This is a genomic window from Staphylococcus succinus (genome assembly GCF_029024945.1).
GTDB classification, from domain to species: Bacteria; Bacillota; Bacilli; order Staphylococcales; family Staphylococcaceae; genus Staphylococcus; species Staphylococcus succinus.
This window is the reverse complement of record NZ_CP118976.1, coordinates 2,045,405-2,069,564: the sequence shown is the minus strand read 5'-3', so window position 1 is coordinate 2,069,564 and position 24,160 is coordinate 2,045,405. Positions and strand designations below refer to the sequence as shown.

Genomic DNA, 24,160 nt, shown 5'->3' with positions numbered 1-24,160 from the left:
TCATTATTAAAGGAGGCCATTTTAATGGCAGTAAAAGTAGCAATTAATGGTTTTGGTAGAATTGGTCGTTTAGCATTTAGAAGAATTCAAAACGTTGACGGTATTGACGTAGTAGCAGTAAATGACTTAACAGATGACGAAATGTTAGCTCACTTATTAAAATATGATACAATGCAAGGTCGCTTCACAGGAGAAGTTGAAGTTGAAAATGACGGATTCCGTGTTAATGGTTTAGAAGTTAAATCATTCTCTGAACCAGATCCAAACAAATTACCTTGGAAAGACTTAGACATCGATGTTGTATTAGAATGTACTGGTTTCTTCGCTGATAAAGAAAAAGCAGAAGCTCACATTAATGCAGGTGCTAAAAAAGTATTAATTTCTGCTCCAGCAACTGGTGATCTTAAAACAATCGTTTACAATACGAACCACACTGAATTAGACGGTACAGAAACTGTAGTTTCAGGTGCTTCATGTACTACTAACTCATTAGCTCCAGTAGCTAAAGTATTAAATGACGACTTCGGTTTAGTTGAAGGTTTAATGACTACTATTCACGCATACACTGGTGACCAAAGTACTCAAGATGCTCCACATCCAAAAGGCGACAAACGTCGTGCACGTGCAGCAGCTGAAAACATTATCCCTAACTCAACTGGTGCTGCTAAAGCAATTGGTTTAGTTATCCCTGAAATCGATGGTAAATTAGACGGTGGCGCTCAACGTGTTCCAGTTGCAACTGGTTCATTAACTGAAATCACTGTTGTATTAGAAAAAGACGTAAGTGTTGAAGACGTTAACAAAGCAATGAAAAATGCTTCTAACGAATCATTTGGTTACACTGAAGATGAAATCGTTTCTTCTGACGTAGTTGGAATGACTTACGGTTCATTATTCGATGCAACTCAAACTCGTGTAATGACTGTTGGCGATCGTCAATTAGTTAAAGTAGCTGCTTGGTACGATAACGAAATGTCTTACACTTCACAATTAGTTCGTACATTAGAACACTTAGCAACTCAAGCTAAATAATTTGAAGCAAAAATTAATTTAGCAAGCCCAATGTGCTTTGTTAAATTTAACGATAAGCTTAGGAGTAAGCGGGGAGCACAAACGCTTCTCCGCTTATTTTACTTTATTGTTCCATTAAGAGGAGGAAGTTTAGATGGCTAAAAAAATTGTATCTGACATAGAATTAAAAGGTAAAACTGTACTTGTCCGTGCTGATTTCAACGTCCCAATGAAAGATGGAGAAATCACAAACGATAACCGTATCGTTCAAGCATTAACGACTATCAATTATATTATTGATGAAGGTGGTAAAGTCGTATTATTCTCTCACTTAGGTAAAGTTAAAGAAGAAAGTGATAAAGCAGAATTGACTTTAAAACCTGTTGCAGAAGCTTTATCAGAGAAATTAGGTAAAGATGTTAAATTCATACCTGAGACTCGTGGCGAACAACTTGAACAAGCCGTTAAAGACCTTAATGAAGGAGATGTTCTTTTAGTCGAAAATACTCGTTTTGAAGATATTGACGGTAAAAAAGAATCTAAAAATGATCCTGAATTAGGTAAATACTGGGCTTCACTTGGTGACGTATTTGTAAATGATGCGTTCGGTACAGCTCACCGTGAACATGCTTCTAATGTAGGTATTGCATCTAACTTAGAAACTGTTGCAGGATTCTTAATGGAAAAAGAAATCAAATATATCGGTGGTGTAGTTGAGAACCCTGAGAAACCTGTAGTTGCAATTATTGGTGGAGCTAAAGTTTCAGATAAAATTGGTGTTATCACTAACTTATTGAATATTGCTGATAAAGTAATCATCGGTGGTGGAATGTCTTATACATTCTTTAAAGCACAAGGTAAAGAAATTGGTTTATCATTATTAGAAGAAGATAAAGTAGATTTCGCTAAAGACTTATTAGAACGTGCTGGTGACCAAATTGTATTACCAGTTGATTGTAAAGTTTCAAAAGAATTCTCAAATGATGCAGTAATTACTGAAGTTTCTATAGATGATATTCCAGCTGATCAAGAAGCAATGGATGTTGGACCGAAAACTGTAGAATTATTCAAAGAGCAATTACAAGGTGCGCACACAGTAATCTGGAATGGACCTATGGGTGTATTTGAATTAAGCAACTTTGCTAAAGGTACAATTGGAGTTTGTGAAGCAATTGCTGGCTTAAAAGATGCAAATACAATCATTGGTGGCGGCGATTCAGCTGCTGCAGCAATTTCATTAGGATACGCAAATGATTTCAGTCATATTTCAACAGGTGGCGGTGCATCATTAGAGTACCTAGAGGGTAAAGAATTACCAGGCGTTGTTGCAATCGCTAATAAATAAACGCACAACTAGTAAAATGATAGACATTGATGAAACGTTTTAAAACGTTTCATCATAATTAACTAATAGGAGTGTAATATAATGAGAAAACCAATTATCGCAGGTAACTGGAAAATGAACAAAACTGTTCAAGAAGCTAAAGATTTTGTTAATGCATTACCAGCTTTACCAGATACAAAAGAAGTAGAATCTGTTATTTGTGCCCCAACAATTCAATTAGACGCTTTAGTTACATTAATTAACGATGGTAAAGCGCAAGGCTTACAAATCGGTGCACAAAATGCATATTTCGAAGATAACGGTGCATTTACTGGTGAAACTTCTCCAGTTGCATTATCAGACTTAGGTGTGAAATTTGTTGTTATTGGACATTCAGAACGTCGTGAAATTTTCCACGAAACTGATGAAGAAATTAACAAGAAAGCACATGCTGTATTCAACCATGGCATGACACCAATCATCTGTGTAGGCGAAACAGACGAAGAACGTGAAAGTGGTAAAGCAAACGAAGTTGTTGGCAACCAAGTTAAAAAAGCTGTAGAAGGTTTATCTGAAGAACAATTGAAACAAGTTGTTATCGCATATGAACCAATCTGGGCTATTGGTACTGGTAAATCATCAACTGCTAAAGATGCAAACGAAATGTGTGCTTTCGTAAGAGAAACAGTTGCAGAATTATCTAGCCAAACAGTTGCAGATGCAACTCGTATTCAATATGGTGGCAGTGTTAAACCTAACAACATCAAAGAATACATGGCTGAATCAGATATTGATGGTGCATTAGTAGGTGGCGCATCACTTAAAGTTGAAGATTTTGTCCAATTGTTGGAAGGTGCAAAGTAATATGGCTAAACAACCAACTGCATTAATTATTTTAGATGGTTTTGCAAACAGAGAGAGCGAACACGGTAATGCTGTGAAACTAGCTAACAAACCCAATTTTGATCGTTACTACAGTAACTACCCAACAACTCAAATCGAAGCAAGCGGTTTAGATGTAGGTCTTCCAGAAGGCCAAATGGGTAATTCAGAGGTTGGACATATGAATATTGGTGCCGGACGTGTTGTTTATCAAAGTTTGACTCGTATCAATAAGTCAATTGAAGACGGGGATTTCTTTGACAATGACGTATTAAACGATGCAATTCAACACGTAAAAGATAATCATTCAGCGCTTCATCTTTTTGGTTTGTTATCAGACGGTGGTGTGCATAGTCATTACAAACATTTATTTGCTTTATTAGAACTAGCGAAAAAGCAAGGCGTTGAAAACGTTTATGTACATGCATTCTTAGATGGACGTGATGTAGACCAAAAATCTGCATTAAAATATATCGAAGAAACTGAAGCTAAATTTAAAGACTTAGGCATTGGTCAATTCGCATCTATCTCAGGACGTTATTATGCAATGGATCGTGATAAACGTTGGGATAGAGAAGAAAAAGCTTATAATGCTATCCGTAATTTCGATGGAGAAACATTTGAGTCAGCAAAAGCTGGTGTCGAAGCAAATTATGCTAAAGATTTAACAGATGAATTTGTTGAACCATTTATCGTTACTGATCAAAATAACGGTATTAATGATGGCGATTCAGTAATATTTTATAACTTCCGTCCGGATAGAGCGGGACAACTTTCTGAAGTATTTACTGACAAAGCATTTGAAGGCTTTAAAGTAGATCGAATTAATGATCTATTCTATGCAACATTTACGAAATACAATGATAATGTTGACGCAGAAATTGTTTTTGAAAAAGTTGACTTAACTAACACAATTGGTGAAGTTGCTCAAGACAATGGTTTAAAACAATTGCGTATTGCTGAAACAGAAAAATTCCCACATGTAACTTATTTCATGAGTGGTGGACGTAATGATGAATTTGAAGGTGAACGTCGTCGTTTAATTGATTCACCTAAAGTTGCAACTTACGATTTAAAACCAGAAATGAGTGCATACGAAGTTAAAGATGCTTTAATAGAAGAGTTAGATAAAGGTGATTTGGATTTAATCTTATTAAACTTTGCTAATCCGGATATGGTTGGACATAGTGGTATGCTTGAACCAACTGTTAAAGCAATAGAAGCTGTAGACGAGTGTCTAGGTGAAGTCGTTGATAAAATTATCGATATGGGTGGTCATGCAATCATTACAGCCGACCATGGTAACTCAGACATGGTATTGACTGATGATGACCAACCAATGACGACACATACGACAAATCCAGTTCCTGTAATCGTTACTAAAGAAGGTGTAACATTACGTGAAACAGGCCGTTTAGGTGACTTAGCACCGACATTATTAGATTTACTTAATGTTAACCAACCAGAGGATATGACTGGTGAATCATTAATTAATCATTAATCATTTTTAAATTAAAAATGAGAAAACAACAATGTTTTAAATACATGAATTTTTTTAAAATTAGTGTTGTTTTAAAGCATGGACAAACAAATTAAAAACAATTAAATTACTTTGTATTTATAGCTTTAGAGGCTATAATGAAGAGGAAATTTAATATTTCTAAACTACTTATTTATAAAGGAGATTATAAACATGCCAATTATTACAGATGTTTACGCTCGCGAAGTCTTAGACTCACGTGGTAACCCAACAGTTGAAGTAGAAGTATTAACTGAAAGTGGCGCTTTTGGTCGCGCATTAGTACCATCAGGTGCTTCTACTGGTGAACATGAAGCAGTAGAATTACGTGACGGTGATAAATCACGTTATTTAGGTAAAGGTGTTATTAAAGCAGTTGAAAATGTTAATGACATTATCGCACCAGAAATTATTGAAGGTGAATTTTCAGTTTTAGAACAAGTATCTATCGACAAAATGATGATTCAATTAGATGGTACTGAAAATAAAGGTAAATTAGGTGCTAATGCTATTCTTGGTGTTTCAATCGCCGTAGCTCGTGCAGCAGCTGATTTATTAGGCCAACCACTTTACAAATATTTAGGCGGATTCAATGGTAAACAATTACCAGTTCCAATGATGAATATTGTAAATGGTGGATCTCACTCAGATGCTCCAATTGCATTCCAAGAGTTCATGGTATTACCAGTTGGTGCAGAAACATTTAAAGAATCATTACGTTGGGGAGCAGAAATCTTCCACAACCTTAAATCAATCCTTAAAGACCGTGGTTTAGAAACAGCAGTAGGCGACGAAGGTGGCTTCGCTCCTAAATTCGAAGGTACTGAAGATGCTGTAGAAACAATTTTAGAAGCTATTAAAGCAGTTGGTTTAGAACCAGGTAAAGATGTATTCTTAGGTTTTGACTGTGCTTCTTCAGAATTCTTTGAAGATGGCGTTTATAACTACGCTAAATTCGAAGGAGAAAATGGTGCTAAACGTACAGCAGAACAACAAGTTGACTACTTAGAAGAATTAGTTAACAAATATCCAATCATCACAATTGAAGATGGCATGGACGAAAACGACTGGGATGGTTGGAAAGTATTAACTGACCGTATCGGCGATCGTGTTCAATTAGTTGGTGACGATTTATTCGTTACAAACACTGTTAAATTATCTGAAGGTATTGAAAAAGGTATTGGTAACTCTATCTTAATCAAAGTTAACCAAATTGGTACTTTAACTGAAACATTTGACGCTATTGAAATGGCTCAAAAAGCTGGTTACACAGCAGTTGTATCTCACCGTTCAGGTGAAACAGAAGATACTACAATTTCTGACATCGCTGTTGCAACTAATGCAGGACAAATCAAAACAGGTTCATTATCAAGAACTGACCGTATTGCAAAATACAACCAATTATTACGTATTGAAGATGAATTATACGAAACAGGTAAGTTTGACGGACTTAAATCTTTCTATAATTTAGCTAAATAATACACAGTTAAAAAAGAGTTCACGCGCTAACACGCAAGTCATTGACTTGCGTGTTTTTTATAGTCCTACTTTCTCAATGAAATTGAGATTAGTAGGACTTATGCAATAGCAAGGCTATTGTAAACGACCAAAGACTTTCTCAATGAAATTGAGATAAGTAGGACTAAGAAATTGAGATAAGTAGGACTAAGAAATTGAGATAAGTAGGACTAAGAAATTGAGATAAGTAGGACTAAGAAATTGAGATAAGTAGGACTAAGAAATTGAGATTAGTAGGACTATAAAATAAGATTTGGGATTGCAGTATTTTAACGTTATATATATCATATAGGAATATTTGAATACGTTTATTTCTAAGTACTTTCTATTTAAATAGTAGGAGTTGTTTAAATTGTTCATATTTCACTTTGAAACTGATATAATTAAAGATGTAAATTATAGAAGGAGTCCTAACTTATTATGGATTTAAAACCGAGTTCAAGAGAAACGAAAACGGCTCATCTGATTGCATATAGTTCACTAATCATCGCCATTCTTTATGCTATACATTTATTTGTTATTTTAGATGATAGTGTCGTTAAGCAAATGTTAATTAATAGTGGCCAGAAACCGTCAGATAACGCTGTTGGAACGATCAAAAATAGCTTTCAGTTTACCGGTGTGATGTACATACTTGCAAACTTAGCAGGTATCATTTCAATTTGGAATAGACACACGTATTTATGGTGGTTTATGTTTGCTGTATTTACTTCACAAATTTTATACAACCTCATTAATATTGGCGCTGTTTATGGGGCGATATTAGATAGTAAATCTATGATTAATATTCTTCCGTTAACAATTGTAATGGTCATGTCATTCATATTAGCAATTTATATGTTTATCGTTTCAATTAAACGCAAAAGTACTTTCAACAGATAGAAGTTTGCTAAAAAAGACGAACGTGTGATATAATGCGATTCGTATATAATGAATGGAGGACAATTTTCATGCATACATTAATCACGATCCTTTTAATTTTAGATTGTATTGCATTAGTAACTGTTGTGTTACTCCAAGAAGGTAAAAGTAATGGACTATCAGGTGCGATAAGTGGTGGATCCGAACAGTTATTTGGTAAACAAAAGCAACGCGGCATCGATTTATTCTTGCATAGATTAACAATTGTATTGTCTATCATTTTCTTCTTATTAATGTTAGGCATAAGTTATTTTGGTTTATAAGGTCCGACAATGTTAAAGTCGGGCTTTTTTATTTATAATGGATATATAAGATGTTGAAATTATAGTTAATGATAATATAAATGATATAAATAGATTATTAAAGTAGTTAAAAGCATAAGCGAAAGGGTTGGATCACGATGCAAATCAAACTTCCAGAACCATTCTTTTTTGAAGAAGGTAATCGTGCAGTACTATTGTTACATGGTTTTACTGGAAATTCATCAGATGTTAGACAATTAGGTCGATTTTTACAGAAAAAAGGGTATACATGTTATGCGCCACAATATGAAGGACATGCAGCGCCACCTGAAGAGATATTAGAATCAAGTCCTTATGTATGGTATAAAGATGCATTAGATGGCTATGACTTTTTAGTAGAAAAAGGTTATGATGAAATTGTAGTTGCTGGGCTATCCCTTGGTGGCTGTTATGCATTAAAATTAAGCTTAAACAGAGATGTTAAGGGTATTGTAACCATGTGTTCGCCTATGTACATTAAGACTGAAGGAGCTATGTTTGAAGGCGTCTTATCATACGCTCGTAACTTCAAGAAGTATGAAGGTAAAGACGAAGCTACAATTGAAAAAGAAATGGATGCATTTAAACCTACTGAGACCTTGAAAGAACTTCAAGGACAAATTCAAGATGTGAGAGATCACGTAGATGAAGTGATGGATCCATTATTGGTTATTCAAGCAGAACAAGACCAAATGATTAACACGGATTCTGCAAACATTATATACAATGAAAGCGAATCTGATGATAAAGATATTAAATGGTATGCGAATTCAGGGCATGTCATTACAATAGACAAAGAAAAAGAAGCTGTATTTGAAGATTTATATGTCTTTTTAGAATCATTAGATTGGTCTGAATAGAAATTAGAATTATTTATTAATAGAAAGGAGGGGCATAATGAATTTAAAACAATCCATTGAAGAGATTATTAAACAACCAGATTATGAACCAATGTCAGTATCTGATTTTCAAGATGCCTTAGGCTTAAATAGTGCCGACTCATTTAGAGATTTAATTAAGGTGCTTGTAGAGTTAGAACAAACTGGTTTAATTGAACGTACCAAAACAGATAGATACCAACGTAGGGAATCTAATAAAGGAAAGCAATCCAAATTGGTAAAAGGTAAATTAAGTCAAAATAAAAAAGGATTTGCATTCTTACGTCCAGAAGAAGGTGACACAGATGACATCTTTATTCCACCGAATAAGATCAATAGAGCGATGGATGGAGATACTGTCCTAGTTGAGGTGCAAAATTCTAAGGGAGACCATAAAGGAAAAACAGAAGGTGAAGTTAAATCTATAGAGACCCATTCAGTCACGCAAGTGGTAGGGACATATAGTGAAGCGCGTCACTTTGGTTTTGTAATCCCTGATGATAAACGTATTATGCAAGATATCTTTATACCAAAAGGTCAGAACCTTGGTGCTATTGATGGTCATAAAGTATTAGTTCAAATTACTAAGTACGCAGATGGCACAGATAACCCAGAAGGCCACGTATCAGCTATTTTAGGTCATAAGAATGACCCGGGTGTAGACATCTTATCTATTATCTATCAACATGGAATAGAAATTGAGTTTCCAGATAACGTATTATCTGAAGCAGAAGCAGTGCCAGATCAAATTGAGCCTTCAGAAATAGAAGGACGTCATGATTTACGTGATGAATTAACAATTACTATTGATGGGGCAGATGCGAAGGATTTAGATGATGCAATCAGTGTTAAAAAATTAAGCAATGGCCATACGCAGTTAACTGTAAGTATTGCTGATGTAAGTTATTATGTGACAGAAGGTTCTGCTTTAAATGCAGAAGCATACGAACGTGCAACGAGTGTTTACTTAGTTGATCGAGTTATTCCTATGATTCCACATCGCTTAAGTAATGGTATTTGTTCATTGAACCCTAATGTAGACAGACTTACATTAAGTTGTCGCATGGAGTTGAATGAACGTGGTGAGGTAGTTAAACATGAAATATTTGATAGTGTAATTCACTCAAATTATCGTATGACATATGATGAAGTAAATGAAATTATTACTGATCAAAATGCAGAAACACGTGAAAAATATAGCGAAGTCACACCAATGCTTGATTTAGCACAAGATTTATCTGAACGTTTGATTCATATGAGAAAACGTCGTGGAGAAATTGACTTTGATATTAGTGAAGCAAAAGTACTCGTGAACAGTGAAGGTATTCCAACGGACGTAGAATTGAGAAAACGTGGTGAAGGCGAGCGTCTGATTGAGTCATTTATGCTAGCTGCAAACGAAACGATAGCTGAACATTTTGATCGTTTAGAAGTTCCATTTATCTATCGTGTACATGAACAACCTAAGTCAGAGCGTTTACGTCAGTTCTTTGATTTTATTACTAATTTTGGTCTTATGATTAAAGGTACGGGAGAAGAAATTGATCCTTCTACACTTCAAAAGATTCAACAAGAAGTTGAAGGTCAACCTGAGCAAATGGTTATCTCAACGATGATGTTACGTTCTATGCAACAAGCACGCTATGATGATGTGAATTTAGGACACTTTGGTCTTTCAGCAGAGTACTATACTCACTTCACATCACCGATTCGTAGATATCCAGATTTAATTGTTCATAGACTTATCCGTAAGTATATTGTAGAAAAATCTATGGATAAGAAAGCAATGAATAAATGGGAAGATGCTTTACCAGAAATTGCTGAACATACATCTCAAAGAGAACGTAGAGCAATTGAAGCTGAACGTGATACGGATGAGCTTAAGAAATCTGAATATATGGTACAACATATAGGTGAAGAGTTCGAAGGTATTATTAGTTCAGTTGCAAACTTTGGTATGTTTATCGAATTGCCGAATACTATTGAAGGTATGGTGCACGTATCTAATCTAACAGATGACTACTATCATTTTGATGAACGTCAAATGGCTATGATTGGTGAACGCCAAGCTAAAGTATTCCGTATCGGAGATCCTGTAACAATTAAAGTGATTAACGTTGACGTCGATGAACGTATGATTGATTTCCAAATCGTTGGTATGCCTTTACCAAAAAATGATCGTGGCAGCCAAAGACCGGCACGCGGTAAGACGATTCAAGCTAAGACACGTGGTAAATCATTAGATAAGTCTAAAGATGATAAGCAAAGTCAAAACAAGCGCAAACCACGCAAAGGAAAAAATCAACGTAATAAAGCTGACAAAGGTAGCGGCAATACGAAACACAAACCATTTTATAAAGATAAAAATGTTAAAAACAAAGCACGTAAGAAGAAAAAATAACTCAACAAAGAGGTGAAACTCAATGCCAAAGAAAAAATCACCAGGTACGTTAGCTGAAAATCGTAAAGCGAGACATGATTATAATATTGAAGATACGATTGAAGCGGGCATTGTGTTACAAGGGACAGAAATTAAATCGATTCGTCGTGGCAGTGCCAACTTAAAAGATAGTTACGCACAAGTCAATCGTGGTGAAATGTATTTGAATAACATGCATATTGCTCCTTATGAAGAAGGCAATCGTTTTAATCATGATCCACGTCGTTCACGGAAGCTATTATTACACAAGAGAGAAATAGAGAAGCTTGGTGAGCGCACACGTGAAGTTGGCTATTCAATTGTTCCTTTGAAACTTTATCTTAAACATGGACATTGTAAAGTCTTGCTAGGCATTGCGCGTGGTAAGAAAAAATACGATAAACGACAAGCTTTAAAAGAAAAAGCAGTCAAACGTGATGTAGCTAGAGAGATGAAGGCCCGTTATTAAGCGAAAATATTGCCAAAGACCTTAATCTTTGGTAATATTGAATGTGCTTTCTAAAAGCTCTATAACGATGATAGAGTGAACAGAAAGTACATTTAATTATTATTCTGGGGGCGTTTTTGGATTCGACAGGGGTTCCATGAGCTAGTTAAGCGTGTCGGAGGGTTGTCTCCGTCACCAACACACACAGTTATAATAACTGGCAAAGAAAACAATAATTTCGCAGTAGCTGCGTAATAGCACTCTGCATCGCCTAACAGCATCTCCTATGTGCTGTTAATCGCGATTCAACCTATAGTAGGATACGCTAGGCACTGCCGTTTGAAGTCTGCCTAGAAGAGATCAATCAAACTAGCGTAATGATGGATGTCTATCACCTCCCATTACGCGAAACCTAATGATAGACTACGCACGTAGAAGTGCTAGTATCAGAACCTCTGGACGCGGGTTCGAATCCCGCCGTCTCCATACTTAAGCCTTTAACCATAGTGGTTAAAGGTTTTTTTATTTTGAATGAATCAGTATAGCCTCAACTGCATAAGAATTAAATTGAGTATTTTGCAATTAAAAAAGATAAGTGATATTGTTTCAATACTATTCTGTTTACAGTTCAGTCAATAAGTATTTTAAGTGAGGGATTACAAATGATTAGAGAACAATTTCAAGCTTCATATAATTTATTAAAAAAGCATATTAAAGATATTGATGAAGAGAAAGCTACACTTCAACCAGCTATTGCTAATAATAATATCAAATGGCAATTAGGTCATTTAATATTGTTAAATGATTTTCTAGTATTTGAAACTATTAATGGGCAAAAAGTCTTAGAGCAAAGTGCTGCAAAATATTTTCTATGGGGGACATCACCAATAAATTTTGATGGAAATGAACCCTCTTTTGATGAATTAAAAGTATTGCTAAATGAACAACTTGATAGAATCTTTAATAGTCTAGAAAAGCAATTAGAGAAAGATAGAAATGAACCAATTGTGCTTAAAGATGTAGACATCGTTATGAACAATTTTAATGAATCTATCCATTTTGCTATTATTCATACTAATCGACACTTCGGTCAAATTGTATTATTAAAATCGATGATAAGTGAATTAGATTAAAATAATAATATTTTATTATTTCTTTTTGGATAGTAAGATAAATGGCCATAATGTGATATGACTTCTTCAATTGGTGTATGTTTTAATCATTAAGCAATAATGATTAAACTAGCACTTATGCGTGGAAATGGTTCATATTTAGGCAATGCGTCATTTAATACTTTAAGAATATTATTCAACCTTCTATCAATAAGTCCTTTGCTAAAAGTATTAATAAATGTTCTGAATAGTACATCATTATTTTACTAAATATTATTTTTTTTATACCAATTAAAATATTTTGTAAGTCATCTGTCATATGAGTAAGTAAATATCATGTGTAGTGGCTTTTGTTTTACGGGCTATCACTATACTGTGATAGCCGTTTTTTATATGAGTAAAATTTATTGTCAAAATTGATATCTTTGCATGTGAACGTTCTAATTTTTCATTATTTAAGACTCACCAACCGGTGGGTGTTTTAAATGAACGCAATCAATGAAGTGTATGATACAATTCAAAAATTTCTAGGTTCAGATAAAACAGCTTATCAAATTAAAAAAAATACTTGAGTTAGTAGAGCGAAAATAGTTAGTTTGAAGAATGGTAAAAATAAATAGATAATTTGATCTTAGCAATTTTATAAAGTGTGTCGAAAAAATCATTCAAATGAGTGGTTGTCCAAATAGTAATAAATGTAAAGAAGAGTATGCAAAAGCCCACCTAAATAACTAGGTGGGCTTTTATTATTTTATTTCGATAATATTTAAACCTTCTGAAAATTTAGGCGATTCGAAGAAACTAGAAACATACTCGAAAGTTTCTTTAGTATCGAATTGTTCTCTTGCTGGTTCTTCATTACGTCTTTTATTAATTCGTTTCAAACATTGATCATCGTTTATATTAAGAAAAATCAATTGATGATTTGCGTTAATTTCTGAAGCTATGCTCAATAACCATTTTCTTTGAATTGTAGTATTACCTGGAAAATCTAATACTACATTGCTACCGACTTTTAAAATACGCTGAATGTGTTCTTTCAATAATGGCTTTATCAACTTTGAGTAATTTAAGTAATCATCAAAATTATAAATTTGCTTTGGATATAATTTTTCTAACCATTCATCTTCAGATAATAACACTGCATTTTCAGTTTGTTCTATCTCTTTAGCTTTGGTTGATTTCCCTGCTCCCATTTTTCCAGAGAAAAAATATAAAGTTCCAATAGTACTCATTTTAAAGCCTCCATTAAAAAATCAAGATACTAACATAATTATTATAACTAAATAGCCAACTTAAATGAATAGGGAGGATATTGATACTATTTTGAAATCTTGCTTACAATATGAAGAACAAAAAATTTACAGTAATGCCTAACGATTATCAAGCAACTTCACAATTTGATATTAGAATTATTGGTATGAGATAACGATATTTTATTTTGTAAATCTTTTAATGACAATGCTAGTTTCAAAACAATAACTAATATTAAAGCCATTGCTATATAAGAAATTCTTATTCCTAATAATAGATTAGAAGTCGTTGAATGATATACAGATAGATGACTTATAAAATTGATAGCTTTAGAAAATAAAGTCACACCTAGTATTAGGCCAAATTGTCTAAAGGTATTTATTAATGCAGATCCTTGAAAAAGGTAAGCTGCATCTAAATTTATATATGCAATGCTTGTTAGCGGTGTAATAGTACAACCAATGCCGAACATGAATAGACAAAATACAATTATTGTTGTAACCATATATGAATGAATATCGATAAAAATAAATAATACTAAGGATACAGCAGTGGTTATTACTCCTATAATAATGATATTGCTGTTTTGGTTTTTATCATATAACTTACTCGATATAAATGTAGCCATTATTAATATTAAAGTCCCTGGGGTCATAATAAAACCTGATTCAATAGGTGTATAATTTAAAATTGATTGAGTAAAAATTGGTAATATACTCTCAACAGAAAGCAACAACATCATCACTAGAAATAAGGCAATTGTAGGCAATTTTATTATTCGAAAATTCAACAAGTTAAAATTAATCAATGAGACTTCACTATGCCTATCTAAAAAAATAAAAACAGTAAAAATAAGAAAACTAATAAAACCACTCAATAAGCTAAATATTATATTTAAATCCAAAAACAAAAGCATTAGAGATAGAAATACACTGCCCATTGCATACAGCGTAACAATCTTTTTATTTAATTTAGTTTTTTTATTTTCAAAAGTGTTACTTAAATAGATTATTGAGATAATTATAACTAAAATTTCGAACGGTAGTAATAGCCAATACATAATTTTCCAATTTAAAAACGCTAAAAATATGCCAGTAATCGGCGGAGCTATGGCTGGAGCAATATTTATTACGGAGTTAAGTAATCCTAAAATAAAAGATTGATGCTTATTAGGAGCAATTTTTAAAAGTACTGATTGAGAGATTGGCAGAATAATTGCGTAACCTGCACCTTGTATGATCCTAGAAATTAATAACATATAAAAATTGAAGCTTTGACATCCTAAAAAAGTACCAAGTATTAATAAAAATAAAGCGGCTATTATTAGGTGATTAGATTTATATGTATCCGACAAATAATTTGTAAAAGGAATTAAAATCATTGTGGTAAATAGAAATAATGAAGTGAGTAATTGAATTTGACTATTATTTACATTAAATTCTCTCATTATAGTAGGATAGGCATTAATTAATAGGAATTGTGTGAAAGCAAATAGGAATGTTGCAAATAAAATTATAAATATAGATACTTTATTATATTTTTCCACTGAATACACTGCACCTTTCTATGTAAAAATAACTGATATATGTTATATTATTATCAAGTAAAATAGTTGCAAATGCAATAAAAAATAAAAGGTGGCAAAAGAATGATAAGAAAATGTGTCATGGAAGATTTAGAAGAATTACGAAACATAGCGTATCAAACATTTGATGAAACATTTAGAGCACAAAATAAAAAAGAGAATATTGATAATTATTTACTACGCACTTTCACTAAAGAGAAAGTATTAAAAGAATTTCAAAATCCAAATTCATTTTTTTATTTTATATTCTATCAAGAATCATTAGCAGGATACTTGAAATTAAATATTCAAGATGCACAAACAGAATTTTATGAAGGAAACAATTTAGAAATTGAACGTATTTATGTTTTAAATCAATTTCAAAAACTTGGTTTAGGCAAGCAGCTATATGATAAATCAATAGAGGTAGCTAAAGAATTATCATGCGACCATATTTGGTTAGGTGTTTGGGAAAAGAACTATAATGCTATTGCATTTTATGAAAAATTAGGGTTTGAAAAAATTGATGCGCATTCATTTTATATGGGGGACGAAAAACAAATTGACTATATTATGTTTAAACATTTATAAGCTGTTTATATAGTTGGTAAAGCATAGGATAATTATTTAAACAAACAACAAGCAAATTAAGACAATTATTAAGTTTAAAATGAACGTAGATGAATGAGAGACTGCTTTACAAGTTAATCAAGAACTAGCTGATATTTTCTATATACTTAATGATAACAAAATCACATAAGTGATTGAATTATGAGAACAAAAAACTTGGTAGATAGTGATTCAAGCTTTCTTAAAATTTAGGTTTTCTATTTTTATAAATAATTTTCCACAAAGCCACATCAAAAGCGTTATTCATTTTAGATGAAATATTTAATCATACAAATAAAGGAGTATTTATTATGATAACTAATATAAATGACATTAAGGTACCTGATAGTAAAATTATACAAAATGCTCAAGAAATTGTTAAAGAATATGGGAATGAATTAATTTGGAATCATTCAAATCGAGTTTATTTATTTGGAGAAATCAAAGGTCAACAAGATAAGTTAAATTATGATAAAGAACTACTCTATATAACTGCATTATTTCATGATTTAGGTTTAACAGAGCAGTATAGTAGTGATGATTTAAGATTTGAAGTAGATGGCGCTAATGCTGTAAGACAATTTTTGGAGGCTTACAATTACAATAATCAAGATTTACAGTTAGCTTGGGATTCTATAGCATTGCATACGACATTAGGGGTAGCTGAACATAAAGAAAGCAATGTAGCATTGTTATATCATGGCGTAGGAATGGACGTTATGGGGAATAATTGGGATCAATATGCTGATGACATCAGAAAAGCAATTATCACTAAATTCCCAAGAGGCAATTTTAAAAATGATGTCATCCAATCTTTTTACGATGGATTTAAACATAAGCCTGAAACAACCTTCGGAAATATAAAATCCGACGTAATTAAATATTTCGAACCAGAGTATCCACAAAATAATTTTTGTTCATGTATTTTACGTTCAAAATGGGATAGTTAATCATTAGTACTTGAACAAAATCGTATTAACAAGAAGCAAGGTGGACTTAGAATTGAGTCCATTTTGCTTTTAGTATGTTTATTCAAACTCAATTTCGTATAGTGACTCATTGATTTGTTCATACATTTCATGTTTTTCTAAATAATCTATCCATACGTGAGAGGGTTGCTTTTCTCTTTCTTCAACTAAAGATTTAACTTTTTCATATATACCTTTCATTAAATCTTTATACATATTATTGGCAGCTCTTTCTATTTTTGCTTCTGACCAACGTTTCTTAGGTGGTCTTCTACTGTCTTTTTCTAATTGGAAGTTAATCGCTCTATCGTAAAAGCTATCTAAAGCTGGTAATTTATCTTCTATGTGTGCTTGAAATTCTGTTAAATTCATAAACATTCTCCTATTTTTAGAACGTACGTTCTTTTTGATTTTAAAAAAATAATAATCATGTTGTCTAGCTTATGGTGAGAAGGCTATAAACTTCAATAAATGGTTTGAAATATAATCTTCTATAAAATGCTATTTTGTACATATGAGCTAATCCTTTTATAATAAGGGGTGTATTTTAGCACTTAAAACAATACGCTCTAATCGAATTTGCCACATGTATCATTGTCTGTATGTAAACAAAAGAAGCTCAAATGCGTGAGCATCACAATCAAGATAAACTTAGCCTTTATCTTAGAGAGGCTTCACATTCGAGCGATAATTTAAGTTGGATATTTAATCCCTTATCAGTACTAATACTATAGCATTAGTAGCAGCAATACAATGAAAATACGCTTAAGTGTTTATAAAATAAATGTGCGACAACATAATTTATAACAGTTATTTTTTAATCATAGTGACAAGTGTGTTGCTACATTAAATCGCTAGCCGATATTTTTTGCATGATTAGTAGTGATGCTCACTCCGATTAAAGTAACGATTCCGCCAATAATTGCTACCATGGTAGGCATTTCACCAACCATAATAAAAGAAAGTACTAGCGCACAGGCTGGTGTTAAGTACAGGGACATTGTTGCATCAGCAACACCTACTTTATATATTGTATAAGCAAGTGCAAAATAGGGAATAACTGTTGGAAAAACGCCTAAATATAATACTAAAAGTAAAGTGTTAGTGTCCGCATATTGTAATTCATGAATAGCTCCGGGTAAAAATATAAAGGTGAACAACGATCCCGCAAGCATTGTGTAAATTGTAAATGGAATAAACCCATATTTTTTAAAATAACTAGATTGAAACACGAAATAGATACTTTCACCTATAGAGGCAATGAGCACTAAGGCAATGCCAATACACATTGCTATTACTTTAGAATCATTACCTAAAGCAATGCATGCAACTCCAATAAATGCAATAACCGAACCAATCCAAGCAAGTTTTGAAAATTTTTCTTTTAAAAAATAAGTTGCTAAAAGTGCAGAAAAAATGGGTGTTGTTGAAACGATTAAACTTGAAATCCCAGCACTAACATAATATTCTCCAAAGCTCAAAGCAATATGGTATAAGGTAAACCCACAAAAACCTAATAATAGTATAATAGGTATATCTTTAAAATCAGGTATAGGTATTTTTTTAATGATGATTAAAATTAAGAGAATCAAGCTAGCAATTGACAACCGTAATGATGATAAGTGTACAGCTGAAAAGTCGCTTAATGCTAATTTAATTACTGGAAATGCAGAAGCCCATAAGATGATGGTTATTGTAAAAGCGAAGTAGACCTTACCCTTATTTTGTATGTAGTTCATTATAATCACACTTTCTTATTTAGAATATATTTATCATAAATAATTAGCGTTATAGCGTGTGCAACCAATTTGTATAAAAATAACCCAACCAATTTAGAATGGAGGTCATCATTATGAAATATAAAGAAGTCGCTTCGTATTTAAGAAATAAAATAATAGAAGGTGACTGGTTTTATGGCATGAAGTTACCGTCGCAAAGAACATTAGCCAATCAATTTAATGTGAATAGAGTTACGATTATAAAAAGTATAGAATTATTAGAGTCAGAAGGATTTATATATACCAAACGTGGTAGTGGGACTTATGTTAACGATTATTTAAGTGAAGATTTTATAAAACATAAGTGGTTAGAGATGATGCAGTGGAGTTCAAGTACACGGAGTAGATATACAGTACAAATAATTAATAAATTAGAAACAAGTGATGCTTATATACATATTAGTAAAGGTGAATTAGGAAAAGCACTTATTCCACAGGACAAACTTAAAAAGGCAATGAATCAGGTTTCTCAATATATTGAATCCTTGTCGTTTGGTTATAATAATGGATATGGCTACAATAAGTTGCGTGAGTTAATTGCAAAACGCTTGAATGTGGAAGGATTTAATATATCTAAAGAAAATGTACTCATTACTTCTGGAGCTTTACACGCTATCCAACTATTATCGATTGGTTTTTTGAGTCAAAACACGATAATTTTTTCAAATACGCCATCGTATATTGATTCCACACATGCTTTTAATATTGGAAATATGAGAAAAGTGAAGATTTCATTAGAAACATTTAAAGATTTTAAACAAATTATTAACCAATACCCAAGTAGTAATGAAAAAGCGATTTATATTGAACCAACTTTTAATAATCCAACTGGACACGTGCGCTCTAAACAATATAGAGAAGATATATTAAAGTATAGCGAAAAGCATAATATTCCTCTTATTGAAGATGATATTTATAAGGATTTATGGTTTCAGAATAAACCACCAAAACCAATTAAAACCTTAGATAAAAAAAGTAATGTATTACATATTAGTAGTTTTTCAAAATCAGTAGCCCCTGCAATTAGAATAGGGTGGATTGTTGCTTCTGAACAAGTGGTTGAACAGCTAGCAGATATAAGAATGCAAATTGATTATGGTTCTAGTATATTATCTCAAATGGTAGTGTATGAACTGTTGAAAAGTGGTGATTATGATCATCATATTGACAATTTGCGCAATGCGTTAGAGCGTAAGAGAAATGATATGTTAGAAATTTTAGAGGAGCATTTTTCAGAAGTTGCAACATGGAATATACCAGAAGGTGGTTTTTTTATTTGGTTAAAAGTACAAAAAGAGGCTAATATAAAGAAATTATTTTCAGAGCTACTTAACAAAGAGAAAATATTATTTAATCCTGGATTTATTTATGGCAGCGATGAAAATGCTATTAGATTGTCATATGCTTATGAGAGTACTGAAAATATGCGTTATGCCTTAAAGATATTACTAAAATATGTAAAAAAAGAAATCGATGCTTTTTCGTGATTTTAAGGGATTCAACTCAAGCAAAGCCTACAATCATTTTGATTGTAGGCTTTGCTCATTGTTCATTAACTATGTAATGATGAGTGGAAACACTAGAAATGCAATTGCCAAGATGAATAACACAAGTGAAAATATAAGTATTTTTCTGGTTTGTGTTTTTATCCCATTCTTTTCATGAGATTCCAAAAACTTCGTGTATAACATTTTTCTCTCGTGTTTATATTCATATATGCTAAAGAGACTCAGAGCAATTAATATTAAAGCTACAACAATACATATAATTAAAAATATGTTCAATATATATCACCTCGTTTAAATTTTGAAAAGACATATAATCATGCGGTGTATAGGAATGATTTTTCAATAAATAAAGGTAAAGATTTATAGATATCTTTACTTAGTGGTTTAAGCTAAATATATGAAATTCATACAATATATCATATAAGTTTAAATACAGTATAGCGTGATTAATGTCCATCTTTGGCTTAATATTATAAGCTATTATAGCACATTTATTGTAGTGTGCTATTTTTATTTTAAAAAATGTTTATGTATACATATTAAGTGGTACAATATTTAAAGGCGTTTAATTTTTGTAATATGGAGGTAATATAGATGGGATTCATAATAATGTTAATTGTAGGCGGCTTAATCGGTTGGTTAGCCGGTGCAATTTTAGGTAAAGATATTCCAGGTGGTATCATTGGTAATATCATTGCTGGATTAATTGGTTCACTTATTGGTAGCAAATTATTAGGTATGTGGGGACCTGTATTAGGCGGCGTACCGGTTATACCAGCATTAATTGGTGCAATCGTGTTAATTCTTATCGTTTCAATTATTTTAAAAGCTGTTCGAAAAAAATAGCAGTAAACACTTACGTTAAACGTGAGTATCAGAATATCGAAAAGCCAGACGCTAAATATAGTGTTTGGCTTTTTTGATTATTAACTGTAAATTTTAAATAAACTGAGGCCTTCATGACATTTTACCAGTCAAAGCACTATTTTTAGGTAATATGGCATCGGTGGGTAAGCGACCCGGCTGTGTCAAAATGACTAACCGAAGTCTGATTCACAACAACATACTAAGAAATATGAATAAAAACTGCCACCAGGTCTAAATATCATTTAAAAGTGAAGATTTTTTGATATCAAATATTTAATAATTAAATTTATAACAAATGTAATATACATTACAAATAAAATTTAAAAATTAAAATAAATTTCATATTAGTGTAATCAATTAGCAAAATCAGTATGATATATTATTGTCGTAATAAAAAATTCATTTACACTTAAAAATTCAGGCATCACAATATAAGTGTGACTTGTATATTTTATGTGAAATTTTGTTTTGAAAGGGAGAATTATGACAAAATATATTGTTCGAATATTTACATATTTGCTTATGGCTACGACTTGTTTATGGATGAGTAGCCAGGTAAATACTGCTTCAGCCGCAACAAGTGCAACGCATGAGGAATCAGTGGATCATACCAAATCTCTTGAAGGTAAGGGATGGGATTATGATAATGAATACGGTTGGCAGTGTTTTGATTTAGTGAATGAGCAATGGGACTACTTATATGGTCATGGTTTAAAAGGAGACTATGCAAAAGAAATACCTACTAAAAATAATTTTGATGGAGAAGCTACTGTTTATAAGAATTCAGCAACATTTGAAGCAAAAGCTGGTGATATCGTTGTTTTTAATGAGGAATTTGGTAACGGAGCAGGACATACAGCTATCGTAACAGATGGAAATTATGATGGTAATCATTATAAATTTGAATCATTAGATCAAAATTGGAACGGTGGCGGCGCAGAAAAGACAGAAGTAGCACATAGAGTAGTACATGATTATGAATCGGAAATGTGGTTTATACGACCAGATTATAATCAATAAATAAAAACAAGGCACACTTTATGTGTGCCTTGTTTTTTAATAGAATTCAATAAATTTTTTCCATTTATATGATACTGTCACAGCAATACTCATTACTAATAAAATAATAACAAGTTCTGAGGACATATATCCTTGTGCCAAATGAACTGTAAATAAAGCGCCTAACATCGTAATAATAAAACCTAAAGCGATATAGTTAGAGAGGATACCTAGTATCATTAAAATGCCTCCAACGAATTCGAATAGCCCTAATACGATACCTAAAAAGGCTGGGAGACCTAAGCCTTGCATCATTTGTATTGGCGCTTCAAAGCCACTAAACACTTTTTGACTACCATGTATAAGAAATGTTAAACCTAACATTAATCTGATTAATAGCATGCCTTTTTTCAACTCACTGAACCTCCTTAAAAAATATAAGAAAACTGTTGCATAGATATGTATTTATAAAATAAACCATTAAAATCATATACATAACCCACAATCCTAATAAATTATCTAGATGTAAGTATTTATATAATATACTATTTTTATTATGATTAAATATCAGTTTCATGAATTTTGTATTAAAAAACGATCTATATTCAATATAGATCGTCGATTTTATGAATTTTTTCATAAAATATAATGAGAAATGGTATAGACGCCTTATGACCAACCAATGAGTTGTGCAATCACTAATGAAATGATAGAGATAATGGCCCATATGATAAACAATGGAAAGAAGAAACGTATCCATTTGGTATAAGAAACGCCACCGATAGCGAGAGCAGCCATAAAGTAACCACTCGTTGGATAGAAAATGTGAGTGAAGCCATCACCGAGTTGGAAGGCGAGTACAGCTGTTTGTCTTGTAACACCTAACATATCTGCGAGGGGAGCCATGATAGGCATTGTTACCAATGCTTGACCGCTTCCCGAAGATATAATGAAGTTGATGGCGACTTGGACTGCATACATACCTACTACGGCCACTGTCGGAGTTGTTCCATCTATGACTGATCCTAAACCATGAACAATCGTATCCATGATTTTTCCATTTTCTAACACGACTACTATAGAACGAGCGAGTCCTACAATAATTGCGCCCATCAGTACATCTTTAAAACCGTCATTAAAAGCTTCACATATCTCTTTTGTATTTAATCCGGTAACAAGTCCCACGATAATGCCCATAAATATAAATAAACCAGACATTTCTACCATAAACCATCCTTGTGTTGTTACACCGTATACAAGAATAATGAAGAAGAGTAAGACCACTGCAATACCTATCTTTTGGCGTTTTGTTGCAATTATAGGGTTTTGCTTTGTAATATTTTTATATAGTTGCCTTTTTTCAGTATCTTCTTGATAGACCGAACTAAGTGTAGGATTACTTTGTACTTTTTTAGCGTAGCGCATAATAAAAATAATGGTTACAAATAGTACAACAATAAAAATAATGATACGTAAGCCAATGCCAGAAAATACAGGAAGCCCGGATAGCTTTTGCGCTAAACCCGTATTAATAGGATTTAACACACCTACTGTAAATCCAACTACTGTACCGCAAAGTGCTATCGCTGTAGCTGTAATGGAATCGTAACCTAAAGCAATAATGAGAGGTATAATTACTGGAATATATACAAGTGAAAGTTCCGCAGTACCTATGAGTGTGGCTATAGTTGCAAATACCGCAGTCAATACAGGAATGATAAAAATACTGTGATTTAGAAAACGGCGTGCAAGTTTATCTACGCCAATTTCAATGATGCCAGTACGTCTCAATACCATAAACATTCCACCTATAATTAAAGTGAAAAAGACAATTTCACCAGCTTCAATTAACCCCTTAGGTATGATTGAAATAAAGTCTACAATACCGACTGGCGTGGAAGTTATATAATGAAATGAATCTGCATCTACCATTTCTCTACCTTCCGGCCCCTTGATACGTTTAAATTCTCCAGCAGGTATTAAATATGTAGATATTGTTGCAATAACCCCAAAAATAAATAAAATAACGTAAATATGTGGCATTTTACTAGTGTTTTTGGGTTGTTGTTTCTCTTTTTTACTATTAGATTTGCCCAAATGATTCATCCCCTTTGTATAATACTAAAATAAATTAATCTTAGCATATAAACGACAGGGAATTATTGTAATAATCTGAAAAATTAAAATATTTATTTGTGAGATATTACAATGATTTTTTGAAATATATTTAGTATGAAGGGGTTATACAAAGGAGATAATACGATCTATAAAAATGAGGAACGAGCGCACACGCTTATAAA

At 32.4% G+C, this 24,160-nt stretch carries 21 protein-coding genes, 1 other RNA gene and 1 pseudogene; 17 read left to right on the top strand and 6 right to left on the bottom strand.

What is annotated here, in order from left to right; genetic code table 11:
- Positions 1–24: 24 nt before the first annotated feature.
- The 12 genes from gap (at position 25) to PYW31_RS10005 (ending at position 12,334) form a co-directional block, all read left to right on the top strand.
- Positions 25–1,032, top strand: coding sequence for a type I glyceraldehyde-3-phosphate dehydrogenase (gap, locus tag PYW31_RS10060; protein ID WP_046837230.1), 1,008 nt, complete (start codon positions 25–27; stop codon positions 1,030–1,032).
- A gap of 133 nt (positions 1,033–1,165) precedes the next feature.
- Positions 1,166–2,356: a phosphoglycerate kinase gene (locus PYW31_RS10055; RefSeq protein WP_046837231.1), complete on the top strand. Its 1,191-nt coding sequence runs from the start codon at positions 1,166–1,168 to the stop codon at positions 2,354–2,356.
- An 81-nt stretch (positions 2,357–2,437) separates the two neighbouring features.
- On the top strand, positions 2,438–3,199 hold the full coding sequence (tpiA, locus tag PYW31_RS10050) for a triose-phosphate isomerase (RefSeq protein ID WP_046837232.1): 762 nt from the start codon (positions 2,438–2,440) through the stop codon (positions 3,197–3,199).
- Between the two features lies 1 nt (position 3,200).
- Entirely contained in the window at positions 3,201–4,718 is a 1,518-nt protein-coding gene (gene gpmI / locus PYW31_RS10045; RefSeq protein ID WP_046837233.1) for a 2,3-bisphosphoglycerate-independent phosphoglycerate mutase, read from the top strand.
- 192 nt (positions 4,719–4,910) lie between these two features.
- The gene (eno, locus tag PYW31_RS10040) at positions 4,911–6,215 is read left to right on the top strand and encodes a surface-displayed alpha-enolase (protein WP_046837234.1); all 1,305 of its coding nucleotides are present in this window, start codon (positions 4,911–4,913) and stop codon (positions 6,213–6,215) included.
- Between the two features lie 459 nt (positions 6,216–6,674).
- Positions 6,675–7,136: a hypothetical protein gene (locus tag PYW31_RS10035; protein ID WP_046837235.1), complete on the top strand. Its 462-nt coding sequence runs from the start codon at positions 6,675–6,677 to the stop codon at positions 7,134–7,136.
- Positions 7,137–7,204: 68 nt separating this feature from the next.
- Positions 7,205–7,438: a preprotein translocase subunit SecG gene (gene secG, locus PYW31_RS10030; protein ID WP_046837236.1), complete on the top strand. Its 234-nt coding sequence runs from the start codon at positions 7,205–7,207 to the stop codon at positions 7,436–7,438.
- 137 nt (positions 7,439–7,575) lie between these two features.
- The gene (locus PYW31_RS10025; protein ID WP_046837237.1) at positions 7,576–8,316 is read left to right on the top strand and encodes an alpha/beta hydrolase; all 741 of its coding nucleotides are present in this window, start codon (positions 7,576–7,578) and stop codon (positions 8,314–8,316) included.
- A 37-nt stretch (positions 8,317–8,353) separates the two neighbouring features.
- Positions 8,354–10,735 carry a ribonuclease R gene (gene rnr / locus PYW31_RS10020; RefSeq protein ID WP_046837238.1) on the top strand — a complete coding sequence of 794 codons (2,382 nt, stop codon included), beginning with the start codon at positions 8,354–8,356 and terminating at the stop codon, positions 10,733–10,735.
- A 22-nt stretch (positions 10,736–10,757) separates the two neighbouring features.
- Positions 10,758–11,222, top strand: a complete 465-nt coding sequence (gene smpB / locus PYW31_RS10015; RefSeq protein WP_046837239.1) for an SsrA-binding protein SmpB — start codon at positions 10,758–10,760, stop codon at positions 11,220–11,222.
- A 106-nt stretch (positions 11,223–11,328) separates the two neighbouring features.
- Positions 11,329–11,690: a transfer-messenger RNA gene (gene ssrA / locus PYW31_RS10010) on the top strand.
- Positions 11,691–11,863: 173 nt separating this feature from the next.
- Positions 11,864–12,334, top strand: coding sequence for a DinB family protein (locus PYW31_RS10005; protein WP_046837240.1), 471 nt, complete (start codon positions 11,864–11,866; stop codon positions 12,332–12,334).
- A gap of 725 nt (positions 12,335–13,059) precedes the next feature.
- On the opposite strand, the gene PYW31_RS10000 is transcribed toward PYW31_RS10005, so the two are convergent.
- Positions 13,060–13,548 carry a P-loop nucleotide/nucleoside kinase family protein gene (locus tag PYW31_RS10000; protein WP_046837241.1) on the bottom strand — a complete coding sequence of 163 codons (489 nt, stop codon included), beginning with the start codon at positions 13,546–13,548 and terminating at the stop codon, positions 13,060–13,062.
- Positions 13,549–13,706: 158 nt separating this feature from the next.
- Positions 13,707–15,113: an MFS transporter gene (locus tag PYW31_RS09995; RefSeq protein ID WP_053042479.1), complete on the bottom strand. Its 1,407-nt coding sequence runs from the start codon at positions 15,111–15,113 to the stop codon at positions 13,707–13,709.
- Positions 15,114–15,215: 102 nt separating this feature from the next.
- Here PYW31_RS09995 and PYW31_RS09990 point away from each other — a divergent pair, with 102 nt between their 5' ends.
- Together PYW31_RS09990 and PYW31_RS09985 are read left to right on the top strand one after the other, a co-directional pair.
- Positions 15,216–15,722 carry a GNAT family N-acetyltransferase gene (locus tag PYW31_RS09990; RefSeq protein WP_046837242.1) on the top strand — a complete coding sequence of 169 codons (507 nt, stop codon included), beginning with the start codon at positions 15,216–15,218 and terminating at the stop codon, positions 15,720–15,722.
- Between the two features lie 329 nt (positions 15,723–16,051).
- Positions 16,052–16,690: an HD domain-containing protein gene (locus tag PYW31_RS09985; protein WP_046837243.1), complete on the top strand. Its 639-nt coding sequence runs from the start codon at positions 16,052–16,054 to the stop codon at positions 16,688–16,690.
- A gap of 78 nt (positions 16,691–16,768) precedes the next feature.
- Here PYW31_RS09985 and PYW31_RS09980 read toward each other — a convergent pair whose 3' ends face one another.
- Complete coding sequence (locus PYW31_RS09980; RefSeq protein WP_046837244.1) at positions 16,769–17,080, bottom strand: hypothetical protein; 312 nt, start codon at positions 17,078–17,080, stop codon at positions 16,769–16,771.
- A gap of 482 nt (positions 17,081–17,562) precedes the next feature.
- The gene (locus PYW31_RS09975) at positions 17,563–18,447 is read right to left on the bottom strand and encodes a DMT family transporter (protein WP_046837245.1); all 885 of its coding nucleotides are present in this window, start codon (positions 18,445–18,447) and stop codon (positions 17,563–17,565) included.
- A 110-nt stretch (positions 18,448–18,557) separates the two neighbouring features.
- On the opposite strand from PYW31_RS09975, the gene PYW31_RS09970 reads away from it, so the two are divergent.
- The 3 genes and pseudogenes from PYW31_RS09970 to PYW31_RS09960 all read left to right on the top strand — a co-directional run.
- Positions 18,558–19,973 carry an aminotransferase-like domain-containing protein gene (locus PYW31_RS09970; protein WP_169746241.1) on the top strand — a complete coding sequence of 472 codons (1,416 nt, stop codon included), beginning with the start codon at positions 18,558–18,560 and terminating at the stop codon, positions 19,971–19,973.
- 615 nt (positions 19,974–20,588) lie between these two features.
- Positions 20,589–20,840: a GlsB/YeaQ/YmgE family stress response membrane protein gene (locus tag PYW31_RS09965; RefSeq protein WP_046837247.1), complete on the top strand. Its 252-nt coding sequence runs from the start codon at positions 20,589–20,591 to the stop codon at positions 20,838–20,840.
- A 633-nt stretch (positions 20,841–21,473) separates the two neighbouring features.
- Positions 21,474–21,881: pseudogene (locus PYW31_RS09960) on the top strand (CHAP domain-containing protein); the annotation flags it as partial.
- A 36-nt stretch (positions 21,882–21,917) separates the two neighbouring features.
- Here the strand turns inward: PYW31_RS09960 and PYW31_RS09955 are convergent.
- On the bottom strand, positions 21,918–22,274 hold the full coding sequence (locus PYW31_RS09955; RefSeq protein WP_046837249.1) for a DoxX family protein: 357 nt from the start codon (positions 22,272–22,274) through the stop codon (positions 21,918–21,920).
- A 255-nt stretch (positions 22,275–22,529) separates the two neighbouring features.
- On the bottom strand, positions 22,530–23,966 hold the full coding sequence (locus PYW31_RS09950) for a YfcC family protein (RefSeq protein WP_046837250.1): 1,437 nt from the start codon (positions 23,964–23,966) through the stop codon (positions 22,530–22,532).
- Positions 23,967–24,160 lie beyond the last annotated feature (194 nt).